Source organism: Streptomyces sp. NPDC107546, from assembly GCF_055639175.1.
The window spans coordinates 111,445-136,779 of sequence record NZ_JBVKBA010000010.1 but is presented as its reverse complement, the minus strand read 5'-3'; the positions used below and the strand labels follow the sequence as shown (position 1 = coordinate 136,779).

Genomic DNA, 25,335 nt, shown 5'->3' with positions numbered 1-25,335 from the left:
GCCTTCGACCAGCAGCGGGCCGTCGCGATCGGCCCGGATACGGACCACGCGTTCACTCTCGTACGGCACGGACGACCACCAGCTCTTCCACCATGTCGTCGGCGGGCAGCCCGCGCTGCCGCAGCCAGGCCAGCCGGGACCGCAGCACCCGGCCGAACGGAATGGGCACGCGATCGGTGATCCGGGCACTGAGCCCCGCCGAGGTAAGTCGGTCCAGGGTCTCGTCCACCCCGGACAGCGCGGAATGCACCATGAGGAGCACTCCACGGGGGCGCAGGTGCCCGGGCGCGGCATCACAGATACGGTCCAGAAGCAGCCGCCCGTCCCAGCCGGCGTCCCAGGCGCGGGCGGGGCCCCTGGGGCTTCCGGCATCGGGTGAGGGGACGTACGGCGGATTGCTGACCACCAGGTCGAAACGGCGTCCGGGCACGGCCGTCGTGAGGTCGCCGCGGCGCACACTGATGCGCTGCCCGCTGAGCAGCGCGTTCACCCGGGCCGCCAGTACCGCCCGCCAGGAGATGTCGATGGCGGTGACACGCGCGCCGAGCCGTGCGGCCTCCAGCGCCAGGGCTCCGCTGCCGGTGCCCAGGTCGAGAACGTCCGCCCCGGGGGTGATGTCCTCCCGGCGCAGGGCCCGGGTCAGCAGCCAGGTGTCCTCCTGCGGCTCGTACACACCCGGTGGGGTCCACGCGGGGGCGGGAAGGGGCGGACAGGGGGTCTCGACGGTCATCGGCTCCTCCGTTGTGGCCTACACGCAGGCGGCACACCCGCCGTGGCAACCGCGGCGGGTGCGGATCTTCTGCCTGCGCACACCGAGTCCCCCGCTGCACGTGATCGACACGTGCCGATCTCATCCCGGGCGCCCCCGAGCCGGAGCGAAGGTCACCCGAGGAAGCTCAACCGCACCTGGCGCTGGGTGTTGTCCCGGTTGGTGTCCACCAGGCATACCGACTGCCAGGTCCCCAGTTCCAGCTCTCCGCCGATGACCGGCAGGGTCGCGTGGGGCGGGACAAGGGCCGGCAGGACATGGTCGCGGCCGTGGCCGGGGCTGCCGTGGCGGTGCTGCCAGCGGTCGTCGGCAGGGAGGAGGGTGTGCAGGGCGGCCAGGAGGTCGTCGTCACTGCCGGCGCCCGTCTCGATGATCGCCACGCCGGCCGTGGCGTGCGGCACGAAAATGTTCAGGAGGCCGTCCCGGCCCCTGCTCACCTCACGCAGGAAGGTCACACACTCTCGGGTGAGGTCGAAGACCGTCTCCGAGGATCCGGTGGCGATATTCAGGACGCGGGTGCTGAAGGCATCGGACATGCCTCCATCGTCACCCACACGACCGATCTCACACACAGCTGATGGCCCGTCCGGCGATACGAGAGGTCCACTTCTCGAGACACCGTTGACCCGGAAGGCGCCATCTGGCTACTTTCAGCCGCATGTTGCGTTCAGCCCTGCTCACCACGCGCGGTCACATCGACCTGCTGCGGGTGGTCTCTGCCGCGTGTCGCCGCGGTCGCTGACGCCTTCTTTCCCTCTCTTTCACCCTCTTTTCCTCGCCTTGGTACCGCCCTGCCCGCACGTCTGAGCCCTCTCTGACGCGGTGCCGCCAAGGTGCGTCCCCGCCCGGCCGCTCTCCTCCTCATGGAGCACTCATGAGCATCAGCCATGCCCCACCCGGCGCCTCCGAGTCCGATATTTCGGCTATGTCAAGAGACGGGCAGATCGCGCCCGAGCTCGAGCCCCTCGTCCCCTCCTCTGCTCGCCGCACACGCGTCCCCCGCTGGCTGCGGCGCACCTCCGGCCCGCTTCTGCTGCTCGCCCTGTGGCAACTCCTCAGCAGCACAGGCGTACTGCCCTCCGACGTCCTCGCCTCTCCCGGCAGGATCGCGCAGGTCGCGGGTGATCTCGTCGCCGACGGATCTCTGCCCTCCGCGATGGGCACCTCGCTGCGCCGGGTCGCGGCCGGTCTGCTGCTCGGCACCGTCATCGGCACCGGACTGGCCCTCGTCTCCGGGCTGTTCCGCATCGGCGAGGACCTCGTGGACGCGCCCGTCCAGATGCTGAGGACGGTCCCGTTCGTCGGCCTGATCCCGCTGTTCATCATCTGGTTCGGCATCGGCGAGGCCCCGAAGGTCGCCATCATCACCCTTGGTGTGACCTTTCCGCTCTACCTCAACGTCTACGCCGGCATCCGCGGCGTGGACGCCCAGCTGATCGAGGCCGGGGAGTCCCTGGGGCTCTCCCGGTGGGGGCTCGTCCGGCATGTGGTCCTGCCGGGCGCGTTGCCCGGCGCGATGACCGGTCTGCGCTACTCCCTCGGCATCGCCTGGCTCGCCCTCGTGTTCGCCGAGCAGGTCAACGCGGACGCCGGGATCGGCTTCCTCATGGTGCAGGCGCGGGACTTCCTGCGGACCGACGTGATCGTGGTCTGCCTCATCGTCTACGCCTTCTTCGGCCTGCTCGCCGACTTCATCGTCCGCTCCCTCGAAAGGCTGTTGCTGCAATGGCGACCGACGTTCACGGGCCGGTGACGACCGGCTCCGCAAAGGCCCCGGCCCCCGCCTCGGCCGTCCGCGTCGAGGGGCTCACCCGCTCCTTCGACGGGCGCGCCGTCATCGACCGCCTGCGACTCGATGTGCGGCCGGGAGAGTTCGTGGCTCTGCTGGGCCGCAGCGGCTGCGGCAAGTCGACCCTGTTGCGCATCCTCGCCGGCCTCGACCGCGACATCGAGGGCACCGTCCTCGTCCCGCGCCGCAAGGCGGTCGCCTTCCAGGCCCCCCGGCTGATGCCGTGGAAGAAGGTGTGGCGCAATGTGCTGCTCGGATTGCCCGGCAAGCCCGAACGCACCGTCGCCCAAAAGGCGTTGGAGGAGGTCGGCCTGGCGCACCGCTCGGACGCCTGGCCCAAGACCCTCTCCGGCGGCGAGGCCCAGCGTGCCTCCCTGGCTCGCGCCCTGGTGCGCGAACCGGATCTGCTGCTGCTCGACGAGCCGTTCGGCGCACTCGACGCGCTCACCCGTATCAAGGCCCAGCGCCTGGTGGGCGAGTTGTGGCAGCAGCGTGGCTGCGCCGTGCTGCTGGTCACGCACGACGTCGAGGAGGCGGTGCTGCTCGCCGACCGCGTCCTGGTGATGGACGGCGGCGTCATCGCCCACGAGACGACGGTCGACCTGGACCGCCCGCGCGACATCACCGACCCTCGCTTCGCGGAGGTGCGCGCCGGACTGCTGGAACGCCTCGGCGTCGGCACGGCCACCGAAGCCGGCTGACTTCCCCCCCGTCTTCCTGTAACTCACTGCACACGAACGGTTCCGTCATGCGACAACGCCTCCTGCCCGCCGCGCTGCTCCTGCCCTTCGCCCTGCTGCTCACCGCCTGCGGTGGCAACTCCGCCGCCGACACCTCAGCCGGCGGCCGAACCGACGGCAAGGGCTCCCTCACCCTCAACGTCGGTGACCAGAAGGGGGGTGCCGAAGCGGTCCTGGAGGCCGCCGGTGAGCTCAAGAACCTCGACTACAAGATCAAGTGGTCCACCTTCACCTCCGGACCGCCCCTGCTGGAGGCGGTCAACGCGGGCGCCGTCGACATCGGGGGCGTCGGCAACACCCCACCGGTCTTCGCCGCGGGCGCCGACTCGAAGATCACGGTGGTGGCCGCCTGGCACGGCACGTCCAAGGGCGATGCCATCCTCGTACCGAAGAACTCCCAGCTGACCGCGGTGCAGCAGCTCAAGGGCAAGTCGATTGCGGTGGCGCAGGGCTCGTCCGCGCACTACCAGCTGGTCGCCTCCCTCGACAAGGCCGGGCTGAAGCTGAGTGACGTGAAGGTCAAGTACCTCCAGCCGGCCGACGCCCTGGCCGCCTTCACCAGCGGCAAGGTCGACGCCTGGGCGGTGTGGGACCCGTACACCTCGCAGGTGCTGCAAGGGGGTAAGGGGCGCGTCCTCACCACCGGCGACGGCGTGACCAACGGCCTCACCTTCCAGGTGGCGGCTCCGAGCGCCCTGAAGGACAAGAACAAGGCCGCGGCCGTCAAGGACTACCTGGAGCGGCTGCGGCGCGCCCAGAACTGGGTCTACGCGCACCCCGAGGCCTGGGCCAAGGTGTGGGCGAAGGACACCGGTCTGTCGTACGAGGTGGCACTCGCCGCGGTGAAGCGCACCAACGCCTCCCGGGTCCCGGTCGCCGTGGACCAGTCGCTGATCGCCTCCGAGCAGCAGATCGCGGACACCTTCACCGGCCTGAAGCTCATCCCGCGCAAGGTGAACTTCGGCGACTTCGTGGACACCGAGTTCAACGGCAACCTGCCGCCGTCCACCACCACGCCCCGTGTTCTGAAGGAGTCGTGACGTGACCGTCCGACTTCACTGCTGAAGTTCCTGGTCGCCTTCCGGCCGGGGCTGATCTCGCCGACGCTCGACGCGCAGATGGCGGCGACGTACCGACGTGTCACGCGTGGCCGGCTGGACGTGTATCCGACCTGGGGCGAGCCTCCCGCCCAGGTCAAGGAGAAGATCGACTGGATTCGCTCGCTCGCCGAGCGCGAGGGGCGCACGGTCCGCTTCGGGATCCGGTTGCACACCAGCTCCCGAGACTCCGCCGCCGAGGCCTGGGCGAGGGCGAACCGGTTGCTCGACGATCTCGACGCGGACACGGTCGCGGCAGCGCAGGCGGCGCTCGGCCGCAGCGAGTCGGAGGGCCAGCAGCGGATGCCGACCACGCACGACGGCTCCCGGGAGGCGCTGGAGATCCACCCCAACCTGTGGGCGGGCGTCGGTCTGGTCCGCGGCGGGGCGGGCACCGCGCTCGTCGGCAGTCATGCCGAGGTCGCCGACCGGATCGAGGAGTACCACACGCTCGGCATCGAGCACTTCGTGCTGTCCGGCTATCCCCATGTGGAGGAGGCGTACTGGTTCGGGGAGGGCGTGATCCCGGAGCCGGCGGACCGCGGGCTGCTGGACCGTGGATCCATAGCGGCGGGCGCCGCTCCTCGTCGCGAGCGGACGCTGACCCGATGGGAAGATCCACGCCCCCGACAGGGTTGGTGGAAGCGTGAACAACACACGCGAGGTCGAGGTGGTGGTCATAGGCGCTGGGCAGGCCGGCCTGTCCAGCGCCTATCACCTGCGGCGCACCGGGTTCGAGCCGGAGCACGACTTCGTGGTCCTGGACCACTCCCCCTCTCCGGGCGGCGCCTGGCAGTTCCGCTGGCCCTCGCTGACCTACGGCAAGGTGCACGGGATGCACGCGCTGCCGGGCATGGAGCTGACGGACGCGGATCCGGCGCAGCCGTCGTCGGAGGTCATCGGCGCGTACTTCGACTCCTACGAGCGCACCTTCGACCTGCGCGTACGGCGGCCGGTGCAGGTACGGGCCGTGCGGGAGGGCACGGAGGGGCGGCTGCTCGTCGAGACGTCGGCCGGGACATGGTCGACACGGGCCCTGATCAACGCCACGGGCACCTGGGACCGGCCCTTCTGGCCGCGCTATCCCGGGCAGGAGACCTTCCGGGGGCGGCAGGTGCACACCGCCCAGTACCCCGGGCCCGAGGAGTTCGCCGGACAGCGGGTGGTCGTCGTCGGTGGCGGCGCCTCCGGCACCCAGCATCTGATGGAGATCGCCCCTTACGCCGCAGCGACCACATGGGTGACCCGGCGTCCGCCGGTGTTCCGCGAGGGCCCGTTCACCGAGGACGTGGGACGGGCTGCCGTGGCACTCGTGGAGGAGCGGGTGCGGCAGGGGCTGCCGCCGAGGAGCGTGGTGTCCGTGACCGGGCTGCCGCTCAATGACGCGGTCCGGCAGGCGATAGCCGACGGTGTGCTGGACCGGCAGCCGATGTTCGACCGGATCGTGCCGGACGGCGTGGAGTGGGACGACGGGCGGCATGTGGACGCCGACGTCATCCTGTGGGCGACCGGCTTCCGGGCCGCGATCGACCACCTGGCTCCGCTGCGGCTGCGCGAGCCGGGCGGCGGAATCCGGGTGGAGGGCACGCAGGTGGTCTCCGACCCGCGGATCCACCTGGTCGGCTACGGTCCGTCGGCGAGCACGATCGGCGCGAACCGTGCGGGACGCGCGGCCGTGCAGGACATCAGGCGTCTGCTGGCGGGGGAACCGGTCGCCGCCGCATGAGGCGCGATGTCGCCGGCCCTCAACTCGTGGTCTCCAGTTGCGCGTCCCGCCGGACCAGGGCCGCGTACCGGCCGTTCAGCTCCAACAGCTCCTCGTGCGTGCCGCCTTCGACCGCGTGTCCGGAGTCGAGGACGACGATCTGGTCGGCGCTGCGGATGGTGGACAGCCGGTGCGCGATGGTGAGCGTCGTGCGGTTGGCCGACAGGGCGTCGATGGCCTCCTGGACGGCGTGCTCGGTCCGTGTGTCGAGCGCGCTGGTCGCCTCGTCGAGGATGAGGACCGGCGGGTCGCGCAGGATGGTTCGGGCGATGGCTAGCCGCTGTTTCTCACCACCCGAGAAGCGGTGACCGCGCTCGCCGACGACCGTGTCGTACCCGTCGGGCAGGGACATGATGTGGTCGTGGATCTGGGCCGCCCCGGCCGCCGCGTACAGCTCCTCGTCGGTGGCGTCCGGCTTGGCGAAGCGCAGGTTGTCGGCGACCGAGGCGTGGAAGAGGTAGGTCTCCTGGGAGACGACGCCGACCGCGCGGGCGAGCGTGTCGAAGTCCAGTTCGCGCACGTCCACGCCGTCGAGCGTGACCCGCCCGCCCGTCACGTCGTACAGCCGGGGCACCAGGTAGCCGAGCGTGGACTTCCCTGAGCCGGTGGGTCCCACCACGGCGAGGCTGCCGCCTGCCGGGACGGTGATGTCGATGCCCTTGAGGACCGGGCCGCTCTTGTCGTCGTAGTGGAACTCGACGTCCTCGAAACGGATCTCGCCCTTGACCTGGTCGAGGTGGACCGGCTCGTCGGGCTCGGTGATGTCGATGGGCAGGTCGAGGTACTCGAAGATGCGCTGGAAGAGCGCCAGGGAGGTCTGGATCTGGACACCGGTGGAGAGCAGGCTGACCGTCGGCCGGAACAGGCCCTGCTGGAGCGAGACGAACGCGACCAGGGTGCCTATCGAGATGGACGGGCCCCCGAGTTGGACCGCCAGCCCCGCGGTCCAGTAGATGACTGCGGGCATGGCGGCCATGACGATGGTGATGACGGCCATGCGCCAGCGGCCCGCCATGTTGGATTTCACCTCGAGGTCGACCAGGCTCTCGGACTCACGCCCGAAGGACTGGGTGAGCGAGTCGGCGCGGCCCATCGTGCGGCCGAGCAGGATGCCGCTGACGGAGAGCGACTCGGTGACCGTGGCGGCCATCGCGGCCATCTGCTTCTGGCGCTGGGTGGCTATCTTCTTGCGTTCGTTGCCGACGCGTCGGCTGATCCACACGAACAGCGGCAGCAGGAGCAGCGAGACGACGGTGAGGCGCCAGTCGAGGGCGACCATGGCGACGATGGTGGCGACCACGCTGGTGAGGTTGGACACCAGGGAGGTCGCGGTGGAGGTGACCGTCGCCTGCATGCCGCCGATGTCGTTGGCGATCCTGGACTGCACCTCGCCCGTGCGGGTGCGGGTGAAGAAGGCGAGCGACATGCGCTGCAGCCGGCCGTAGACCGCGGTGCGCAGATCGTGCATGACGCGCTGGCCGACGGTGGTGGAGATCAGGGTCTGCAGCACGCCGAAGACGCTGGTGACGACGGCGCTGAGGATCATGCCGAGGGCGAGCAGGGTCAGCAGACCGGTGCGGCCCTGCGGGATCGCGACGTCCAGGGTCTCCTTCAGCAGGAAGGGAGTGGCGACGGAGACCAGCGACGATGCGCCGACGAGCAGGCCGACGACTGCGAGCCGGCCACCGTAGGGCTTGAAGAGCTTCAGGATGCGGCGGACCTGCCGCGGCTGCTCCGGTGAGTCACCGGGCGACGGTGTCCATGTGGGTTGGTCGGGGTGCATGGGCTCCTACGTAGGTGAGGCGTCGGAACGCGTCGGAACGCGCATGGACGAGTCTCGACGAGTATCGGGATCCTAGCTCATTGTTACCTATACTCACAATGCACAAGGTCCTGATATTGTTCCCGCATGACGACCCCCGATCCGGACAGCATGCTCGCCGAGCAGCTGCTGCGGCTCACCCGTCGGGTCCACCGCATCCAGAAGCGCCACCTGGAGCGATGCGACCTGGGTATCACCCCCGCCCAGTCCCGGCTGCTGCGCACCCTCGCCCACTTCGGCTCACCGCCCCGCATGGCGGATCTGGCCGAGCGTCTGGAGGTGGTGCCGCGGGCGGTGACGACGCTGGTCGACGGCCTGGAGGCGAGCGGCAGGGTGCGCCGGGTACCGGATCCGACCAACCGACGGGTGATCCGGATAGAGGTCACGGACGAGGGGCGCAGGGCGCTGCGCGCGTTGCGCGGTGCGCGCCGGTCCGCGGCCGAGGAGATTCTCGCTCCCCTGACGGACGAGCAGCGTGAGGTGCTCGGCGATCTGCTCACCACACTGATCGACGGCGGCGACGGCGCCCTGGCAGCCGAGCGCGACCTCACAGCCGAGCGGGGGCTCGCAGCGGAACGGGAGCGCCGGTGCTGACATCAGGCACCTGAACCACGTGTGGCGGGGTGCGGCTCCCGCTTTCCCCCGGCAGCCGCGCCCTGTCATTGCGTCAGACCTCGTGCGCGGGCTCCTGACGCGCCGTTGGGGCCGGCCTGCGGAGCGACGCCCGCCTCCCCCGTCGCGGTTTCCACGGGAACTCCCCCGGCCCACGACGGGGCCTCACCGGGCGTCAGCGAGTGCCTCCGGTTGCTCCCAGGTCCTCAGGTGCGCCCTGTCGCCCATCACCACCACGGGCTTCTGGTCGGGATCCAGCACGCGCAGCAGGTGCCTCATACCGGATTCGGGCAGTGTGACACAGGCGAGCGTGCCGTCTTCGTGATCCACGTGCAGCCAGATGCCGCCGCCCTTCTCCTCGCCCTCGGGGCGGGCCGGATCATGGGGCGGGGTGCCCCTGAGCCGGTTGTAGTCGACGGCGATGACGTAGTCGAAGACGTTCCGGTGCGACTCGCCCCACTCCTCCGGTGCCTTGTACGACTCCCCCTGGCTGTACGGGAGCTTCGTCCCCGGATCGTCGAGGAGACCGCCGGCGTCGCTGAGAGTGAACACCCCGACCGGACTGCGCAGATCGCCCAGGTAGTGGTCCGTCGTCCAGCCGGCCTTCCCGTTGTGCCCGCGCCAGCGCCCGGACTCCCTCCATGCCGGGCCCTCCCTCAGGTAGAGAACGACCGTGGACTGCGGAGAGTCCTCGTCGTCGCCGTAGACCACCACGACCTGACGCGACCCGTCGGGGATCCGCCGGTGCAGCCCGTCACCGACACCCGGAATGCGGCCCGGCCCGGGCGTGGATGCAGGTGTTCTCCCGGCCCCGTTCCCCGGAGCACCGCGAACGGTCCGGCCGTCCCGTGTCGGATCGGGGCCTTTCGCCCGGTGGCCCTCACCCGCCGAACCGCCACACCCGGGTACGGACATCAGCAGCACACCGCAGGCCGCCGCCACCGTCCACCTGTCCACCGCCGCACCGCTCACACGACCTGTTCGCATATGTCGTATCGTCACATCACTTTCCGGGCCCTTCCGTCCGGATGTCCGCCATCCGGCCGCACGCAACTGCGGAGGCCGGTTCTCTGCTGCCGGGCCGGAAAACCGTTTGCTTTCGAGCGCGTTCCGACGCGAGGCTGTCACGGCTTGTCACGGCAGGCGCGGACCCCCAGACGCTGCCCCGGCCTGCCCCGCCACCCGTTTCCGCTGACACGAGCCACTGGGACGTCATGCAGATTCACGACCTTCCGTATCCCGACCCGGGTGTGCCGGACGCACGCTCGGGCCCCCGATTCCTGTGGTGGCTCGGCCGGAACCAACTGGGCGGGCAACTTAAGTCCCTTGCGTGGGGGCTGCTGCACTTCCTGTCCGTCTGCGGACTGCCCTTCTGCGTCGGTCACGCCGTCCAGGCCGTCGTCGACCGGTCGGGCGCCCGGCTCGCGCTGACGGGCGGACTGCTTGTGCTGTGCGGGGCCGGTATCGCACTCGGTGACACCATGCTGCACCGCACCGCGGTCACCAACTGGATCACCGCCGCCGCGCGGGTCCAGCAGCTCCTGGCGCGCAGGACGGCCCTGCTCGGCTCCGCCCTGACCCGGCGGGTGGCGGCCGGTGAGGTCGTCGCGGTCTCCACCGGTGACGTCGAGAAGATCGGCTGGTTCGTGGAGGCCCTCTCGCGGTTCAGCGCGGCCGCGCTCACCGTCGTCGCGGTCTGCGTCGCGCTCGTCGTCTACCAGCCCGCGCTCGGCGTCATCGTGGCGGTGGGCGTGCCGGCGCTGGCGCTCACCGTGCTGCCGCTGCTGCCCCGGGCGACCCGGCGCGCCGACGTCCAGCGCGAGAAGGCGGGCCGCGCCACCGAGCTGGCCTCGGACACCGTCGCGGGCCTGAGGGTGCTGCGCGGCATCGGCGGCGAGGAACTGTTCCTGGAGCGCTACCGCCGGGCCTCCCAGGAGGTCCGCACCGCGGCTGTGCGCAGCGCCCGCATGTGGTCGCTGATCGCGGCGATCCAGGTGCTGATGCCGGGTCTGCTGATGATCGCCCTCGTCTGGCGCGGTGTCCAGCTGGCCCATGAGGGGCGTATCGCGGTCGGCGAACTGGTGACCGTGTACAGCGCCGTCATGCTGCTCACCTACCCGCTGCAGCACTTCCAGGAGATCGCCATGGCGTACTCCTTCTCTCGGCCGTCCGCCCGGCGCGCGGCCCGGGTGCTGGCCCTGGAGCGCGCCACGGACGCCGAGGGCTCCCGCGAGGCGAGCCTGCCGGCCGGCGACCTGTACGACCCGCAAACCGGCCTGCTCGCGCCCGCGGGAGAGTTCACCGCCGTCGTCTGCGGCGACCCGGACGCGGCGGGGGTGCTGGCCGAACGATTGGGCGGACACCCAACGGAGGAAAGCCCCCCGGTGCTGCTGGGCGGCGTCCCGCTGGACGAGTTGCCGCTCCAGACGGCCCGCACCGCCGTCCTGGTCCAGGACAAGGATCCGGTGCTGCTGTCCGGCTCCCTGCGCGACCTGCTCGACGTACCCGCCTCCGGCGAGGTCGGCGCCGAGGAGGCGCTCGCCGCCGCGCAGTGCGGTGATGTCCTGGACGCCCTCGTGGAGGGGTCGACGGACACCGACGACCCGATGGACGCACGGATCACCGAGCGCGGCCGGTCCCTGTCCGGCGGCCAGCGCCAGCGGCTCGCCCTGGCCCGGTCGCTCATCACCGACCCGCAGGTGCTGGTCCTGGACGAGCCGACGTCCGCCGTCGACTCGCACACCGAGGCACGGATCGCCGACGGGATCCGCCGTCTGCGGGCGGGTCGCACAACGGTCGTGTTCACCTCTTCGCCCCTGCTCCTGGACCGAGCGGACCGGGTGGTGCTGGTGCACGAGGGAGAGGTCGCGGCAGTCGGCCTGCACCGCGACCTGGTGCACGCCGAACCCCGGTACCGCTCGGTCGTCACCCGCGAGACCGACGACGAGACCGCCGCGCGCGCCGACGTCCTGGCCGAACTGCACGAGCTTGAAGACCTGGAAGAGATCGAGGAGACCGCATGATCGGCGTGGCGCCACCGGCGTACGACCCGGCGGCCCCGACGACGGCGACCACGCTGCCCGTCGGCGCCCCCGAGACCGTACGCGCCTACGTGGCCGAACTGTTCCGCCGGCACCGCCGCCCCTTCCTGCTGCTCATCGCCGTGAACACGGTCTCCGTGGTCGCCTCGATGGCCGGCCCGTACCTGCTGGGCGGGCTCGTGGAACGCGTCTCGGACGGCGCCCGGGAACTCCATCTGGAACGCACCGTCGCGCTGTTCGTCGTCGCGCTCGTCGTCCAGGCGTTTTTCGTACGCCTGGTGCGGCTGCACGGCGCCGTGCTCGGCGAGCGGATGCTGGCCGACCTGCGCGAGGACTTCCTCGTACGGTCCGTGAGACTGCCGCCGGGCGTCCTGGAGCGGGCCGGTACCGGCGACCTGCTCTCACGGATCACCACCGACATCGACCGGCTCGCCAACGCCATGCGCGAGGCCGTGCCGCAGCTGGCGATCGGCGTGGTGTGGGCCGTGCTGCTGCTCGGCGGCCTCACCGTCACGGCCCCGCCGCTGGCACCGGCCGTGCTCGTCGCGGTACCGCTGCTGGTGATCGGCTGCCGCTGGTACTTCAAGCGAGCCCCGTCCGCCTACCGCTCCGAAGCCGCCGGGTACGCCGCCGTGGCCGCGGTCCTCGCCGAGACCGTGGATGCGGGGCGCACCGTCGAGGCGCATCGCCTCGGCGAACGGCGCATCGAGCTGTCGGACCGGCGGGTCAAGGAGTGGACCGCCTGGGAGCGGTACACCCTCTGGCTGCGGTCGGTCCTCTTTCCGGTCATCAACGTCACACACGTCACCGTCCTGTCCTCGGTCCTGTTGATCGGCGGGGTGTTCGTCCTGCAGGGCTGGATCGGCATCGGCCAGCTGACGACCGGCGCGCTCATCGCTCAGATGCTCGTCGACCCGGTGGGGCTGATCCTGCGGTGGTACGACGAGCTGCAGGTGGCCCAGGTGTCGCTGGCCCGGCTCGTCGGGGTCCGCGAGATCGAGCCGGACGCGGGCGACACCTCCCTGACGCCGAACGGCCGTGACGTGGCCGCCGAGGAGGTGCGTTTCGGCTACCGCGCGGGCGTCGACGTGCTGCACAAGGTCTCCCTGCAGGTGGCGCCCGGCACCCGCCTTGCCCTGGTCGGCCCGTCCGGCGCGGGCAAGTCGACGCTGGGCCGACTGCTCGCCGGCATCTACGCGCCCCGGGACGGCCGCGTCGCTCTCGGCGGCGCGGAACTGTCGCGGATGTCGGCCGAGCGGGTGCGCTCGCACGTGGCCCTGGTCAACCAGGAGCACCACGTCTTCGTGGGCTCCTTGCGCGACAACCTGCTGCTGGCCCGGACGGGAGCCGTCGACGCCGAGCTGTGGGCCGCCCTCGGAGCCGTGGACGCGGACGGCTGGGCGCGTGCCCTGGACGACGGCCTGGACACCGAGGTGGGCTCCGGTGGTCTGGCGCTCACCCCGGCGCAGGCGCAGCAGATCGCGCTGGCCCGGCTGGTACTCGCCGACCCGCACACGCTGGTCCTGGACGAGGCGACCTCCCTGCTCGACCCGCGGGCGGCCCGCCATCTGGAGCGCTCCCTGGCCCGTGTGCTGGACGGCCGCACAGTCGTCGCCATCGCGCATCGGCTGCACACCGCCCACGACGCCGACGTCATCGCCGTCGTCGAGAACGGGCGGATCAGCGAGCTGGGCAGCCACGAGGAGCTGGTCGCCGCCGACGGGGCGTACGCGGCGCTGTGGCGCTCCTGGCACGGGTGACCTCAGCCGCCCGCCCGCGGCGGTCCGGGGCCGACTGCCCGGGATCGGCGGCCCGGGCAGGCGGTCGGTCACCCCGCTGCCGTCGCGAGTGCGCCGGTCCGCCCGCTCGCACACGCCTGCCCCGGCCTTTCCCGGCCGCTGTCCGGCTGCCGTTGCGCGGTGCCGACGCGGGGTGGAAGGCTGGAGGTGGCACCGGCCCGGGGGACGTGCCGGAACCATCCGGCTCGGGAGGGCGCGGCCCGTCCGAGTGGTCCCCCGCGTCCGCGACGCGTGCATGGCGGCAATCGGTTCCGTCCCCACCACCTGGAGGTATCTGTGGACAGCACCGAGGGATGGGGCGACGACGTCTACCAGCCCGACGGATCCGAGGTGCAGGACGACGCGGGGCTGCTCGACGCCGAGGACACCCTGGAGAGCGACGGCGTCACCAACCCGCTCGACCGGGGCTGGTCGCCGCCCGAGCGGCCCTGGGCGGTGGAGCACGTGGGCGTGACCGCGGCCGAGGGGCATCAGGGCGAAACCCTGGACCAACGGCTCGCCGAGGAAATACCGGACATCTCCGTCCCGGACGACGACGGCATCGGGGACTGGTCCGACGGCGACGGGGAACCCCTGGACAACGAGGTCGGCGACACCCGCTCCGGCCGTCTCGTCGCCCCGGACGAAGGGGCGCACGAGGACGAGGAGCACGGACTGGTCGCCACCGATGTCGGCATCGACGGCGCGGCAGCCTCGGCCGAGGAGGCGGCCGTGCACATCGTCGACGAGGACACGCTGCCCGGCTGAACGCCACCCGCCGCACGCGTCACGCAAGGAGGCCCCATGCAGCAGGACAAGCACCCCGACTACCACCCCGTGGTCTTCCGCGACCGCGCCGCCGGGTACGCCTTCCTGACCCGGTCCACCGCGACCAGTGACCAGACCATCGAGTGGGACGACGGGACGACGTATCCGGTGGTGGACGTCGAGATCTCCTCCGAAAGCCACCCCTTCTACACGGGCAAGGCCCGCACGGTGGACACGGAGGGGCGCATCGCCCGCTTCGAGCGGCGCTACGCCAGGGGACGGGGAGCAGACGGCGGCTCCGGACAGTAGGTCGCAGCACCCGTCGAACGGCCGTCGTCCCCCAGCCGCCCTCAGATGACGTTGAGCGCTGCCGCGCAGCCCGCCCCGCCCAGCAGCATGAACACCGGCATCAGCACCTTCAGCTCCACCCAGCTGCCCGCCCGGAACCGCAGCGCCTTCGGCGGGCCCACCGGATACCAGCGCTTGCGGCCCACGGGTATCGGCCACAGGATCGGGCAGCCGGAGACCGTCAGCGCGTCCCCGATGTCGTGCACCAGGGCGCCGAGGACGATCGGCAGGCCGAGCCACAGGTAGTGCTGGCCCGGCGCCGTGAACAGCCAGTCGGAACCGTTGCCCGGTTTGTCGAGTATGCCGGCCAGAATCCACGCGCTCGTCGCGGCCAGCAGCCACACCAGCACATCGCTGCTCGAGCCGCGCGCCGCTCGCCACAGCAGTCCCTCGATGGCCAGCACCATGTGCGCGAAGAGGATGGCCAGCACCGTCCAGCGGCCGCCCGTGACGGCCGCCACGGCCGTTCCCGCCCCGATCAGCACCGCCCACAGCCAGGTGTGCGTGAGCGTGCGGTGCCCGCCCGACCGGCGAGCATCGCCCGGCTTCCTGGTCGCCTTGTAGACGGCGTACGACAGCTTGTCGACGATCTCGCACACCCAGCGGGAAAGGGGTCCGAAGGCCCGCGAGATGGTGGCCGCCTTGTGATCCAGATCCGGGGCGAGCGCGGCACCAGCGCAGATCAGCGCACCGACGAGAAGGACCGGCCAGGGCATCGGATGACCCGACGCTGCGGCGGCCGCTCCCACCCCGAGCCAGGCCGCGGCCCCCGACAGTGAGTGTGCTGGTCCCATCATGGCCGCATCCCGCCCCATTCCTCTTGTAGCGCTGTCCAGTTGTCCCTGTGCGTCGACGTACTGTCGGCGCCACAGCGTAGCGTTCATGATCTTCGGGTCGGCAGCCGATTCCCTCATCGGGTGCGCGGGCAGGCAAGATGGTGACGTGACCCTCATCGATCAGCTCCCGCAGACCGCAGACCCCGACGCCCTCTACGAAGCCTTCGAGTCGTGGGCCGGGGAGCGCGGGCTCACCCTCTATCCGCACCAGGAGGAGGCTCTGATCGAGGTGGTCTCGGGAGCGAACGTGATCGTGTCGACGCCCACCGGCTCCGGCAAGAGCATGATCGCCGCGGGCGCGCACTTCGCGGCGCTCGCCCGGGACGAGGTCACCTTCTACACCGCACCGATCAAGGCACTCGTCTCGGAGAAGTTCTTCGAGCTGTGCAAGCTCTTCGGCACCGAGAACGTCGGCATGCTCACCGGTGACGCCTCCGTCAACGCGGACGCGCCTGTGATCTGCTGCACGGCCGAGGTCCTGGCGTCGATCGCGCTGCGCGACGGCAGGCAGGCCGACGTCGGCCAGGTCGTGATGGACGAATTCCACTTCTACGCCGAGGGTGACCGCGGCTGGGCGTGGCAGATCCCGATCCTGGAGCTGCCGCAGGCACAGTTCATCCTGATGTCGGCGACGCTCGGCGACGTCTCGATGTTCGAGAAGGACCTGACCCGCCGCACCGGTCGCCCCACGGCGGTGGTGCGCTCGGCGACGCGTCCGGTGCCGCTCTCCTACGAGTACCGACGCACCCCGCTCACCGAGACGCTCACCGAACTGCTGGAGACCCGGCAAGCCCCTGTCTACATCGTCCACTTCACCCAGGCGCAGGCCGTGGAACGGGCCCAGGCGCTGATGAGCATCAACATGTGCTCGCGGGAGGAGAAGGACCAGATCGCCGAACTGATCGGCAACTTCCGCTTCACCACCAAGTTCGGCCGCAACCTCTCCCGTTACGTGCGGCACGGCATCGGCGTCCACCACGCCGGCATGCTGCCGAAGTACCGGCGCCTGGTGGAGAAGCTGGCCCAGGCCGGCCTGCTGAAGGTGATCTGCGGCACCGACACCCTCGGCGTCGGCGTCAACGTTCCCATCCGCACCGTGCTCTTCACGGCCCTGACCAAGTACGACGGCAACCGGGTGCGCACCCTCCGCGCCCGGGAGTTCCACCAGATCGCGGGTCGCGCCGGGCGCGCCGGGTTCGACACGGCCGGCCTCGTCGTGGCGCAGGCGCCGGAGCACGTCATCGAGAACGAGAAGGCGCTCGCCAAAGCCGGCGACGACCCGAAGAAGCGTCGCAAGGTGGTGCGCAAGAAGGCACCGGAAGGCTTCGTCGGCTGGACGGAAAACACCTTCGAGAAGCTGATCGCCTCCGAGCCGGAGCCGCTCACCTCCCGCTTCCGGGTCACCCACACGATGCTGCTGTCGGTGATCGCCCGCCCGGGCAACGCCTTCGAGGGGATGCGCCATCTGCTGGAGGACAACCACGAACCCCGCAAGCAGCAGCTGCGGCACATCCGGCGGGCGATCGCGATCTACCGCTCGCTGCTGGACGGCGGCATCGTCGAGAAGCTCGACGAGCCGGACGCCACCGGCCGCATCGTGCGCCTCACCGTCGATCTGCAGCAGGACTTCGCGCTCAACCAGCCGCTGTCCACCTTCGCGCTGGCCGCGTTCGAACTCCTCGATCCCGAGTCCCCGTCCTACGCCCTCGACATGGTCTCCGTCGTCGAGTCCACGCTGGACGACCCGCGTCAGATCCTCATCGCCCAGCAGAACAAGGCGCGCGGCGAGGCCGTGGCCGCGATGAAGGCGGACGGTGTCGAGTACGAGGAGCGCATGGAGCGGCTCCAGGACGTCACCTACCCCAAGCCGCTGGAGGAGCTGCTCTTCCAGGCGTACAACACCTACCGCAAGAGCCACCCCTGGGTCGGCGACCATCCGCTTTCGCCCAAGTCGGTCATCCGCGACATGTACGAACGGGCGTTGTCCTTCACGGAGTTCGTCTCGTTCTACGAGCTGGCACGCACCGAGGGCATCGTGCTGCGCTACCTGGCCAGTGCCTACAAGGCCCTCGAGCACACCGTCCCCGACGACCTGAAGTCGGACGACCTGGAGGACCTGATCGCCTGGCTCGGCGAGATGGTGCGCCAGGTCGACTCCAGCCTGCTGGACGAGTGGGAGCAGTTGGCCAACCCCGAGGAGATGACGGCCGAGGAAGCCCAGGAGAAGGCCGACCAGGTCAAACCGGTCACCGCCAATGCGCGCGCCTTCCGGGTGCTGGTCCGCAACGCCATGTTCCGCCGCGTCGAGCTCGCCGCCCTCGACCAGATCGAGGAACTCGGCGAGATGGACGCCGAGTCCGGCTGGGACGCCGAGGCGTGGGGGGCCGCCATGGACAAGTACTGGGACGAGTACGACGAACTCGGCACCGGCCCCGACGCTCGCGGCCCCAAGCTGCTGATCATCGAGGAGGAGCCGGAGAACGGGCTGTGGCGGGTCCGCCAGATCTTCGCCGATCCGAACGGCGACCACGACTGGGGCGTCAGCGCCGAGGTCGACCTCGCGGCCTCCGACGCGGAGGGCCGCGCCGTCGTCCGGGTCACCGACGTCGGCCAGCTGTGAACACAGGAGCACACCACCCATGACGAACCCAGCCGAGAGGCTCGTCGACCTGCTCGACCTGGAGCGGATCGAAGTCAACATCTTCCGTGGCCGCAGCCCCCAGGAGTCCTTGCAGCGGGTCTTCGGCGGCCAGGTGGCCGGCCAGGCGCTGGTCGCCGCCGGCCGCACCACGGACGGCGAACGGCCGGTGCACTCGCTGCACGCGTACTTCCTGCGCCCGGGCATACCGGGCGTGCCCATCGTGTACCAGGTCGAACGGGTCCGTGACGGAAGGTCCTTCACGACCCGGCGGGTCACGGCCGTGCAGCAGGGCCGCACGATCTTCAATCTGACCGCCTCCTTTCACAAGCCTGAAGAGGGGAGCTTCGAGCACCAGTTGCCGCCGGCCCGGGAGGTACCGGCCCCGGAGTCGCTGCCGACGGTGGCGCAGGAGGTCAAGGAACATCTGGGCGCGCTGCCCGAGACGCTGGAGCGGATGGCCCGGCGCCAGCCGTTCGACATCCGCTATGTGGACCGGTTGCGCTGGAGCACCGACGAGATCAAGGACGCCGACCCACGCAGCGCGGTGTGGATGCGTGCCGTGGGCCCGCTCGGGGACGATCCGCTCGTGCACACCTGCGCGCTCACGTACGCGAGCGACATGACGCTCCTGGACGCCGTCCGCATCCCCGTCGAACCGCTCTGGGGGCCGCGGGGCTTCGACATGGCGTCGCTGGACCATGCCATGTGGTTCCACCGGCCGTTCCGCGCGGACGAGTGGTTCCTGTACGACCAGGAGTCCCCGATCGCGGTGGGTGGCCGGGGTCTTGCCCGGGGCCGCATCTACGACGTCGAGGGTCGCCTGCTCGTCTCGGTCGTCCAGGAGGGGCTCTTCCGTCGGCTCGAGCGGTGACGGGCACGCCTGTCTCACGCCCGCGTCGGCCGGTCGCCGCGAGGCCGGTCAGGGGTTTCTGCGGCGGAGCCACCCGAGCACGCCTCGCGGCGGCGTCTGTTCATGGCGCCCGGCCCTCGCCTGCCGGTCGGGCGCGGTCCCGGTGTGTGCCACAGGCTCTCCCGGGATGGCCGTTTCGGTGAGGCTCGCGGTCCGGCCCACGTCCGTGGCCCTGTGCACGGTCGTGTTCCCGCAGACCGTCGCGGCCCCGGCCCCATGGGCCGGCGCAGGACGGTGGACGGTCCCGAGCCCGAGGCGTTCGTCGTCGGGGACCTTTGGTGACAGCCACGACGCGGGCCGCTCTCGCCGCGCCTCGATCAGCGCCCGGCCCAGATCGGCCCGGAGCCAGCCGACTTCGTCGGGATCGTCCGCGATCATGATCCGCGCGGCGATCCGGGCCGCGGGTGAGTCGGGCGGCCACTGCACGGACTGGGCAGGCCGCAGGCGGTACAGCTCGGCACGCTCGTACGGATCCCGGACGACATCCGCCACGTGCGCCGGCTCCAGCAGGGACGCCACCACGGCGGCCTTCGCCCACCGGTCCTCCGTCAGCCGCAGCCGGAATCCGAGGTTGCGCCCCCGCCAGTTGCGGGGCCGCAGATCCAGCCCCGCGTCCAACTGGTCACGCAGCCCCTCCGGCGTTCGGCCGGTGAGCAGCGGCGCGTTCGCCTCTCCGGAGGCGAACTGCTTGACCTCCTCGGCCAGATACAGCCAGACCACGGCACGGTAGCGGTTCAGGTACCAGTTCACCGGCACGATCAGACCCAGGCGTGCGAACCGTGTGAACCGGGCGGGCGTCACGTCCATCAGGGCCGCGCCGTCCCTGGTGCCCACCGTCGCCACCCGTTCCCGGAGCGTCTCGGGGAACCCGTCCTCGCATCGGACCCGGTCGATTTCGGCACGCGTGATGCGGCGGCCGCCCCCTCCCCTGTCGTCGGGTACCGTCCGCACACAGCCGAGCCGGACGGCGAGGTCCAACTCGCCCCGCCTGAGTCCCAGTTCACGTGCGGCGCGGGTCAACGCCAGCGACGGCAACCGCGACGTGACGTCCGCGGCACCGGTGGTTTCCGCGTTGACGGGCGTGATCATGCGTCCGGACATGGCCGTTCTCCCCCGTGGAGTCCGCTGCGGTCGCCGTGTGCGTCCGCGTCGGAGAGACCGTAGCCCCATCGCCGGATCCCGGAACGAGCCTGTGGAAAACTCCGCTCGCTCCACCGTCGACGCAGGTCAGAGGTCCACTGTGGGCGTGCCCCGCTCTCGCTCGGCCACGGCGAGGTGCTCCCCGACCCGGTTCACCATCAGTGTCATCTCGTAGACGATATGGCCGATGTCGGCCTCGGCGGCGCTGAGCACGCACAGGCAGCTTCCGGGCCCGGCCGCCGTGACGAACAGGATCGCGTCCTCGAATTCGATCATGGTCTGCCGTACCTGGCCCGCGCCGAAGTGGCGGCCTGAGCCCTTGGCCAGGCTGTGCAGACCGGACGAGACGGCGGCGAGGTGCTCGGCGTCCTCGCGCCGCAGCCCGGTGCTGGTGCTGGTCACCAGTCCGTCGTTGGACAGGACCAGCGCGTGTCGTATCGGCTCCACACGCTCGGTCAGGTCGTCCAGGAGCCAGCCGAGCTCCGTGTTCTGCGCCATGGTCCGTTCTCCCCGTGTCGTAGCTCTCCCTGGCCGGAGGATCCGGACAGCCAGCCTTCCCCACAGCCGCCGTCCCGGCAAGCAGGATGGGGGTATGGCACAGAAGATGACCGACGAGGAATGGCGGGCCTTCGTCTCGCACGGGACGCGCACCGGGAAGCTCTCCACGGTCCGCGCCGACGGCAGCCCGCATGTGGCGCCGATCTGGTTCCTGCTGGACGGTGACGACGTGGTCTTCAACACGGGTAAGGAGACCGTGAAGGGGCGGAATCTGGCCAGGGACGGCCGAGTCGCCCTGTGTGTGGACGACGACCACCCTCCGTACGACTTCGTCGTGCTCCACGGGCGGGCCGAGTTGTCGGAGGATCCGGAGGAGGTGCGGCACTGGGCGACGCGGCTCGGTGCCCGGTACATGGGTGAGGACCGGGCCGAGGAGTTCGGAGCCCGCAACGGCGTTCCGGGAGAACTCCTCGTCCGGGTACGGGTCGAGAAGGTCCTGGCCTATTCGTCCGTCGCCCAATAGGACCGGCCGGCCCTGGCCGGCCGACGCGTCAGCCCACGGAGTCGAGCAGCCGGGCGGTGTGCATCCGCCCGGCGTACTCGACGAGGCGGATCAGCACCTCCTTCCCCGAGTCGCGGTCCCGCGCGTCGCACAGCACCACCGGCGTGCCCTGGTCGAGGTCGAGGGCGCGCGACACGTCCTGGGCCGCGTGGCCGCGGGCTCCGGCGAAGCAGTTGACGGCGACCACGAACGGGATGTGCCGGTGCTCGAAGTAGTCCACCGCCGGGAAGCAGTCCTCGAGCCGTCGGGTGTCCGCGAGCACCACGGCACCGAGGGCGCCCTGGGAGAGCTCGTCCCACAGGAACCAGAACCGGTCCTGACCCGGTGTACCGAAGAGGTAGAGCGAGAGCCCGGACCGGATGGTGATGCGCCCGAAGTCCATGGCGACGGTCGTCGTGACCTTCTGGTCCACACCGTCGGTGTCGTCCACGGACTGGCCCGCCTCGCTCAGCAGTTCCTCGGTGCGCAGCGGCCTGATCTCGCTGACCGCGCCCACCAGGGTGGTCTTGCCCACGCCGAATCCGCCGGCGACCAATATCTTCAACGCCAGGGCGGCCATCTCGTCCTCGGTGGCGTCGGAGTGCTCGGAGACCATCGATCACTTCTCTCGGGAGTGCCGACCACGGTCGACTTCAGTACATCCGTGCGGAGTCAGCATCATGGCAACGGCGGTGCACCCACGGGGAGTTCGACCGCTTTTGACCGATGCGACCACCTGTCGTCCATTCGGCGCCCGAATGAACGTACAACTCGGTACGGGTCCGGCCCGCTGTGCTTACGGCCCATCGCCTACAGCGCCCTCAGTCCCTCGATGACCTCGCGCAGAATCCGTTCATCAGGAAGTTGGGCCGGCGGTACGGGGCGGCTGACCGACACACACCCCAACTCCAGGAGGTCCCCGAGGAGCACTCGGACGACACCCACGGGCAGGTCGGCCCCCGCGGCCAGTTCGGCGACGGACTGGGTCTCGATGCGGCACAGGTCGATCAGGGCCCGGTGTTCCGGGCCCAGCGCGGCGTCGTCGTCGAGGTTCGGTGCCCCGGGGTCGAGCGAGACGAGGGCGATGAGGTCGAAGCGCACCCCGGTTGGGCCCGGTTTGGTGCGGCCGCCCGTCATCGCGTAGGGCCGCACGAGGGGGCCCGCCTCGTGGTCGTACCACTGGCTGCCCGGCTGGTACGGGACGCCTGTCCTGTCCTCGGTCATCTGCGACCGCCCTCGGTCCTCATCCGGCGGCGGGCGGTCGCGCGCCCACCCTGGGCGCGGTGTAGAGGTGCTCGCCGACGCGTTTGACCAGTCGTGCCATCTCGTACGCCACAAGGCCGATGTCGGCGGTGACGGCGGTGAGGACGGCGAGGCAGGAGCCGTCGCCCGCGGCCGCCACGAAGAGGAAGCCGTCGTCCATCTCCACCATGGTCTGCCGTACACCGCCCGCACCGAAGTGGCGGCCCGCGCCCTTGGCGAGGCTGTGGAAGCCGGAGGCGACGGCCGCCAGGTGTTCCGCGTCCTCCCGGCTGAGGCCGGTGGAGGCGCCGACCGCCAGGCCGTCGTTCGACAGCACCACGGCGTGCCGGACTTCGTTCACGCGTACCACCAGGTCGTCCAGCAGCCAGTCGAGTTCACCCGACCGCTGGGCGGCCCTCATGCTCGGGTCCTGGATCATGCGGGGTCTCCTTCACTGCTGTCGCCGGCGGGTCGGGCCGCATGTCCGGGTGCGCGGCCACCGCCACGTGCCCAGCCGTCTCGGTAGGCCGCCATGCGGTCCCGTACTCGTTCGGGGGTGCGCTCGTCGTCGCGCCAGGAGCCGGGAGCGCTTGTCGCGCCGTCTTCCGGGCGTCGGTCGCGAAGCTGGGGGGCGAGGCTCGCCTGCCGTACCCGTCGCGGGAGGTCGTCGGAGGCCTCGGGGTCGTCCGCGGGGCGGTGCAGCCTCAGGGGAGCGACTCCAGGGGGATGGTTCTCGGGCGGCAAATCGGCGGAGCGTTCCGCTGCGACGCGGGCGGAACGTGCCAGCGCGGGCCGTTCCGCGGCCTGCGCCACTGGCTCCCCCGGCGGCGGGACCGCGGCCACGCGCGCGTACTCGCGGTCCTCGTCCCGCTCGGCGTCCGCCGTACGAGGAGGGGGTTCCGCTGCGCCGTCGTGCAGCAGGGCGGTCGGCAGGAGGACGACGGCGGTGGTGCCGCCGTAGGGCGAGGTGCGCAGGTGCACCTTGACGTCATGCCGGGAGGCGAGCCTGCTGACCACGAAGAGGCCGAGCCGGTCGCTGTCGAACAGGTCGAGCGCCTCGGACTGCTCGATGCGCCGGTTGGCCTCGGTGAGGGTCTCCTTGCCCATGCCGAGTCCCCGATCCTCGACCTCGACGGCGTAGCCGTTGCCGACGGGCTCTCCGTTGACGCGCACGCGCGTGTGGGGCGGCGAGAACTGTGCGGCGTTCTCGATGAGTTCGGCGAGGAGGTGCGTGAGGTCGGCTACCGCGGTGCCGATCACGAAGGCCTCGGGGAGCTGCCGTACCTCCACGCGCGCGTAGTCCTCGATCTCGGAGACCGCGGCCCGTACGACGTTGGTCAGTGAGACGGGCATGCGCCAGGCCCGGCCGGGCGCGGCGCCGGAGAGGATGATGAGGCTCTCGGCGTGGCGGCGCATCCGCGTGGTGAGGTGGTCGAGCCGGAAGAGGTCGCTCAGTTCGCTCGGGTCCTCGGAGCGGCGCTCCATGCTGTCGAGCAGGTTGAGCTGGCGGTGCACCAGGACCTGGCTGCGCCGCGCGAGGTTGACGAACACCCCGGAGATTCCGCTGGCGAGTTCCGCGCGTTCGACGGCGGCGCGCAGAGCGGCGCGGTGCACGATGCCCAGGGCCTCGGCGACCTGCCCGGTCTCGTCATCGGCGGGTGGACCGCCGGGCGCCTCGGAGTCGACGTCGATCTCCTCCCCCGCGCGCAGCCTGCGCATGGCCTGAGGGAGTTTGCGGCGTGCGATCTCCAGGGCGCTGTTGCGCAGGCTCACCAGTTCGACGACGAGTCCTCGTCCGATGCGTACGGAGATGACGAGCGACGCGGCGACGGCGACGAGGCCGAGCAGGACGGCTGCGCCGGCGGGTGTGAGCACACCGCGGGTGAACGGGTCGGCCTGGCGTGCGACGCTCCGGCCCGCCTCCGCCTCGATGGTCCGCATGCCGTCCTGCACGCGCGCGTGTGCCGGGTTCCAGACGGCTTCGGGGGCGGCCGCGACGGCCGAGGCGCCGGCCCGTCTGGCCAGCACCCTGTCCTCCATGGCGCCGACGCCGGCGTATGCGCTGCTCTTCGCCAGCCGGTTCCAGGAGGTGCGCTCGGCACCGCGCAGGTCGGCGACGGCGGACGCGGTCAGGGTACGGCGCGTGTCGACGGCGCCGGTGAACAGCCTCAGCCGGTCGCCGTCAAGGCTCCGCGCCACGCGGGCGCCGGCGAGAACGGCGTCCTCCTGGGCGAGCGACTCGCCCGCGCGGGAGAACTCGAGCAGCACGCGCGCGTCGGAGCCGAGGTCGGCGTCCTGCACACCGGTGAGCGCACCGCCCACCTGGAAGGCGGTGGCGATGGTCCTCGTGTACTGCTCGTACGCCTCCTCCCAGCCGACCCGGCGGGCGAGTACGTCGCCGCGCAGAGACCGCAGGTGTTCGGCCCCGGTCACGAAGGATTGGAGACGACCTGAGACCCCGGAGGGCAGGTCGGTGCCGTCGGCGACGGTGTGCCGGCCGCCGAGCCGCAGTGCGGCCACGGCCCGGTCGGTGCGTCCCGCGAGAGCCTGCAGATCGCTCTGCTGTTGGGCGGCGCGATCGGTGGCATAGCGCACGGCGGCGACGCGCTCGTCCTGGAGCGCGGCCACGGCGTCGGCGACCGGCACGCGCACGGTGGAGTCCACTCGTTGCAGCTGGCGCAGCCGAGCGACGTCCTGGGCGGTGCTGACGGTGGCGTATGCCCACAGGGCGATCAGGGAGATCACGGGCACCATGAGCAGGCAGACGATCTTCGCTCGGACGGTGCGCGGCCGTATGCGCCACCGTCCCGCCCCCACGGCGGTGCCGGGCGGTTCCGTGCCGCCCGCCTCGTCGGTCCCGGCATGCTCGTCGGCCGGCGGGCCGGCGTGTGCACGGCGGCCGCGCGCCGGTGGCCGGGGCGGCGGCTCGGCGCCGGCCGCAGGTGTCCTACGGGGTGTTCGCATGGCCTTCTCACTCGGAGTGTGTCGCGACATGTGG

Annotated in this window: 23 protein-coding genes and 1 pseudogene; 13 read left to right on the top strand and 11 right to left on the bottom strand. The window is 71.0% G+C overall.

Annotated elements, in window-relative coordinates:
- Positions 1-52 precede the first annotated feature (52 nt).
- Positions 53-730, bottom strand: a complete 678-nt coding sequence (locus ACZ7L1_RS17190) for a HemK2/MTQ2 family protein methyltransferase (RefSeq protein WP_471437959.1) — start codon at positions 728-730, stop codon at positions 53-55.
- A 152-nt stretch (positions 731-882) separates the two neighbouring features.
- The gene (locus ACZ7L1_RS17185) at positions 883-1,305 is read right to left on the bottom strand and encodes a secondary thiamine-phosphate synthase enzyme YjbQ (protein ID WP_471437958.1); all 423 of its coding nucleotides are present in this window, start codon (positions 1,303-1,305) and stop codon (positions 883-885) included.
- A gap of 338 nt (positions 1,306-1,643) precedes the next feature.
- Here ACZ7L1_RS17185 and ACZ7L1_RS17180 point away from each other — a divergent pair, with 338 nt between their 5' ends.
- The 5 genes and pseudogenes from ACZ7L1_RS17180 (at position 1,644) to ACZ7L1_RS17160 (ending at position 6,121) form a co-directional block, all read left to right on the top strand.
- The gene (locus tag ACZ7L1_RS17180; protein WP_471437956.1) at positions 1,644-2,522 is read left to right on the top strand and encodes an ABC transporter permease; all 879 of its coding nucleotides are present in this window, start codon (positions 1,644-1,646) and stop codon (positions 2,520-2,522) included.
- Entirely contained in the window at positions 2,495-3,259 is a 765-nt protein-coding gene (locus ACZ7L1_RS17175; RefSeq protein WP_471437955.1) for an ABC transporter ATP-binding protein, read from the top strand. Before ACZ7L1_RS17180 ends, ACZ7L1_RS17175 begins: the two co-directional genes overlap by 28 nt.
- A gap of 47 nt (positions 3,260-3,306) precedes the next feature.
- A complete protein-coding gene (locus ACZ7L1_RS17170) occupies positions 3,307-4,338 on the top strand; it encodes an ABC transporter substrate-binding protein (protein ID WP_471437954.1) in 1,032 nt (343 codons plus the stop codon).
- 12 nt (positions 4,339-4,350) lie between these two features.
- A pseudogene (locus ACZ7L1_RS17165) lies at positions 4,351-4,999 on the top strand (LLM class flavin-dependent oxidoreductase); the annotation flags it as partial.
- Between the two features lie 42 nt (positions 5,000-5,041).
- Positions 5,042-6,121, top strand: a complete 1,080-nt coding sequence (locus tag ACZ7L1_RS17160; protein WP_471437953.1) for an NAD(P)-binding domain-containing protein — start codon at positions 5,042-5,044, stop codon at positions 6,119-6,121.
- A 19-nt stretch (positions 6,122-6,140) separates the two neighbouring features.
- Here the strand turns inward: ACZ7L1_RS17160 and ACZ7L1_RS17155 are convergent, their stop codons facing one another.
- Positions 6,141-7,943, bottom strand: coding sequence for an ABC transporter ATP-binding protein (locus tag ACZ7L1_RS17155; RefSeq protein ID WP_471437952.1), 1,803 nt, complete (start codon positions 7,941-7,943; stop codon positions 6,141-6,143).
- A 126-nt stretch (positions 7,944-8,069) separates the two neighbouring features.
- On the opposite strand from ACZ7L1_RS17155, the gene ACZ7L1_RS17150 reads away from it, so the two are divergent.
- Complete coding sequence (locus ACZ7L1_RS17150) at positions 8,070-8,576, top strand: MarR family winged helix-turn-helix transcriptional regulator (RefSeq protein WP_471437951.1); 507 nt, start codon at positions 8,070-8,072, stop codon at positions 8,574-8,576.
- Between the two features lie 183 nt (positions 8,577-8,759).
- Here ACZ7L1_RS17150 and ACZ7L1_RS17145 read toward each other — a convergent pair whose 3' ends face one another.
- Positions 8,760-9,308: a hypothetical protein gene (locus ACZ7L1_RS17145; protein WP_471437949.1), complete on the bottom strand. Its 549-nt coding sequence runs from the start codon at positions 9,306-9,308 to the stop codon at positions 8,760-8,762.
- 500 nt (positions 9,309-9,808) lie between these two features.
- Between ACZ7L1_RS17145 and ACZ7L1_RS17140 the strand changes: the two genes are divergently transcribed.
- The 4 genes from ACZ7L1_RS17140 (at position 9,809) to ACZ7L1_RS17125 (ending at position 14,490) form a co-directional block, all read left to right on the top strand.
- The gene (locus ACZ7L1_RS17140; RefSeq protein ID WP_471437948.1) at positions 9,809-11,617 is read left to right on the top strand and encodes an ABC transporter transmembrane domain-containing protein; all 1,809 of its coding nucleotides are present in this window, start codon (positions 9,809-9,811) and stop codon (positions 11,615-11,617) included.
- Entirely contained in the window at positions 11,614-13,395 is a 1,782-nt protein-coding gene (locus tag ACZ7L1_RS17135) for an ABC transporter ATP-binding protein (protein ID WP_471437947.1), read from the top strand. Before ACZ7L1_RS17140 ends, ACZ7L1_RS17135 begins: the two co-directional genes overlap by 4 nt.
- Before the next feature lie 315 nt (positions 13,396-13,710).
- A complete protein-coding gene (locus tag ACZ7L1_RS17130) occupies positions 13,711-14,181 on the top strand; it encodes a DUF5709 domain-containing protein (protein WP_471437945.1) in 471 nt (156 codons plus the stop codon).
- Positions 14,182-14,217: 36 nt separating this feature from the next.
- A complete protein-coding gene (locus ACZ7L1_RS17125; RefSeq protein ID WP_471437944.1) occupies positions 14,218-14,490 on the top strand; it encodes a type B 50S ribosomal protein L31 in 273 nt (90 codons plus the stop codon).
- Between the two features lie 41 nt (positions 14,491-14,531).
- Here the strand turns inward: ACZ7L1_RS17125 and ACZ7L1_RS17120 are convergent, their stop codons facing one another.
- Entirely contained in the window at positions 14,532-15,326 is a 795-nt protein-coding gene (locus ACZ7L1_RS17120; protein WP_471437943.1) for a metal-dependent hydrolase, read from the bottom strand.
- A 145-nt stretch (positions 15,327-15,471) separates the two neighbouring features.
- Here ACZ7L1_RS17120 and ACZ7L1_RS17115 point away from each other — a divergent pair, with 145 nt between their 5' ends.
- Together ACZ7L1_RS17115 and ACZ7L1_RS17110 are read left to right on the top strand one after the other, a co-directional pair.
- Positions 15,472-17,985 carry a DEAD/DEAH box helicase gene (locus ACZ7L1_RS17115; protein ID WP_471437941.1) on the top strand — a complete coding sequence of 838 codons (2,514 nt, stop codon included), beginning with the start codon at positions 15,472-15,474 and terminating at the stop codon, positions 17,983-17,985.
- Positions 17,986-18,004: 19 nt separating this feature from the next.
- Complete coding sequence (locus ACZ7L1_RS17110) at positions 18,005-18,877, top strand: acyl-CoA thioesterase (protein WP_471437939.1); 873 nt, start codon at positions 18,005-18,007, stop codon at positions 18,875-18,877.
- A 48-nt stretch (positions 18,878-18,925) separates the two neighbouring features.
- Here ACZ7L1_RS17110 and ACZ7L1_RS17105 read toward each other — a convergent pair whose 3' ends face one another.
- Positions 18,926-20,017: a DUF6397 family protein gene (locus tag ACZ7L1_RS17105; protein ID WP_471437938.1), complete on the bottom strand. Its 1,092-nt coding sequence runs from the start codon at positions 20,015-20,017 to the stop codon at positions 18,926-18,928.
- Positions 20,018-20,143: 126 nt separating this feature from the next.
- On the bottom strand, positions 20,144-20,554 hold the full coding sequence (locus ACZ7L1_RS17100) for a roadblock/LC7 domain-containing protein (RefSeq protein ID WP_471437936.1): 411 nt from the start codon (positions 20,552-20,554) through the stop codon (positions 20,144-20,146).
- A gap of 94 nt (positions 20,555-20,648) precedes the next feature.
- Between ACZ7L1_RS17100 and ACZ7L1_RS17095 the strand changes: the two genes are divergently transcribed.
- Positions 20,649-21,077, top strand: a complete 429-nt coding sequence (locus ACZ7L1_RS17095) for a PPOX class F420-dependent oxidoreductase (protein ID WP_471437934.1) — start codon at positions 20,649-20,651, stop codon at positions 21,075-21,077.
- 28 nt (positions 21,078-21,105) lie between these two features.
- Here the strand turns inward: ACZ7L1_RS17095 and ACZ7L1_RS17090 are convergent, their stop codons facing one another.
- From ACZ7L1_RS17090 to ACZ7L1_RS17075, 4 genes are all read right to left on the bottom strand, one after another.
- A complete protein-coding gene (locus ACZ7L1_RS17090) occupies positions 21,106-21,711 on the bottom strand; it encodes a GTP-binding protein (protein ID WP_471437932.1) in 606 nt (201 codons plus the stop codon).
- A 194-nt stretch (positions 21,712-21,905) separates the two neighbouring features.
- Entirely contained in the window at positions 21,906-22,319 is a 414-nt protein-coding gene (locus tag ACZ7L1_RS17085; RefSeq protein WP_471437931.1) for a DUF742 domain-containing protein, read from the bottom strand.
- 19 nt (positions 22,320-22,338) lie between these two features.
- A complete protein-coding gene (locus tag ACZ7L1_RS17080) occupies positions 22,339-22,776 on the bottom strand; it encodes a roadblock/LC7 domain-containing protein (protein WP_403610139.1) in 438 nt (145 codons plus the stop codon).
- Entirely contained in the window at positions 22,773-25,301 is a 2,529-nt protein-coding gene (locus ACZ7L1_RS17075; RefSeq protein ID WP_471437929.1) for a sensor histidine kinase, read from the bottom strand. Before ACZ7L1_RS17075 ends, ACZ7L1_RS17080 begins: the two co-directional genes overlap by 4 nt.
- Positions 25,302-25,335: the final 34 nt, after the last annotated feature.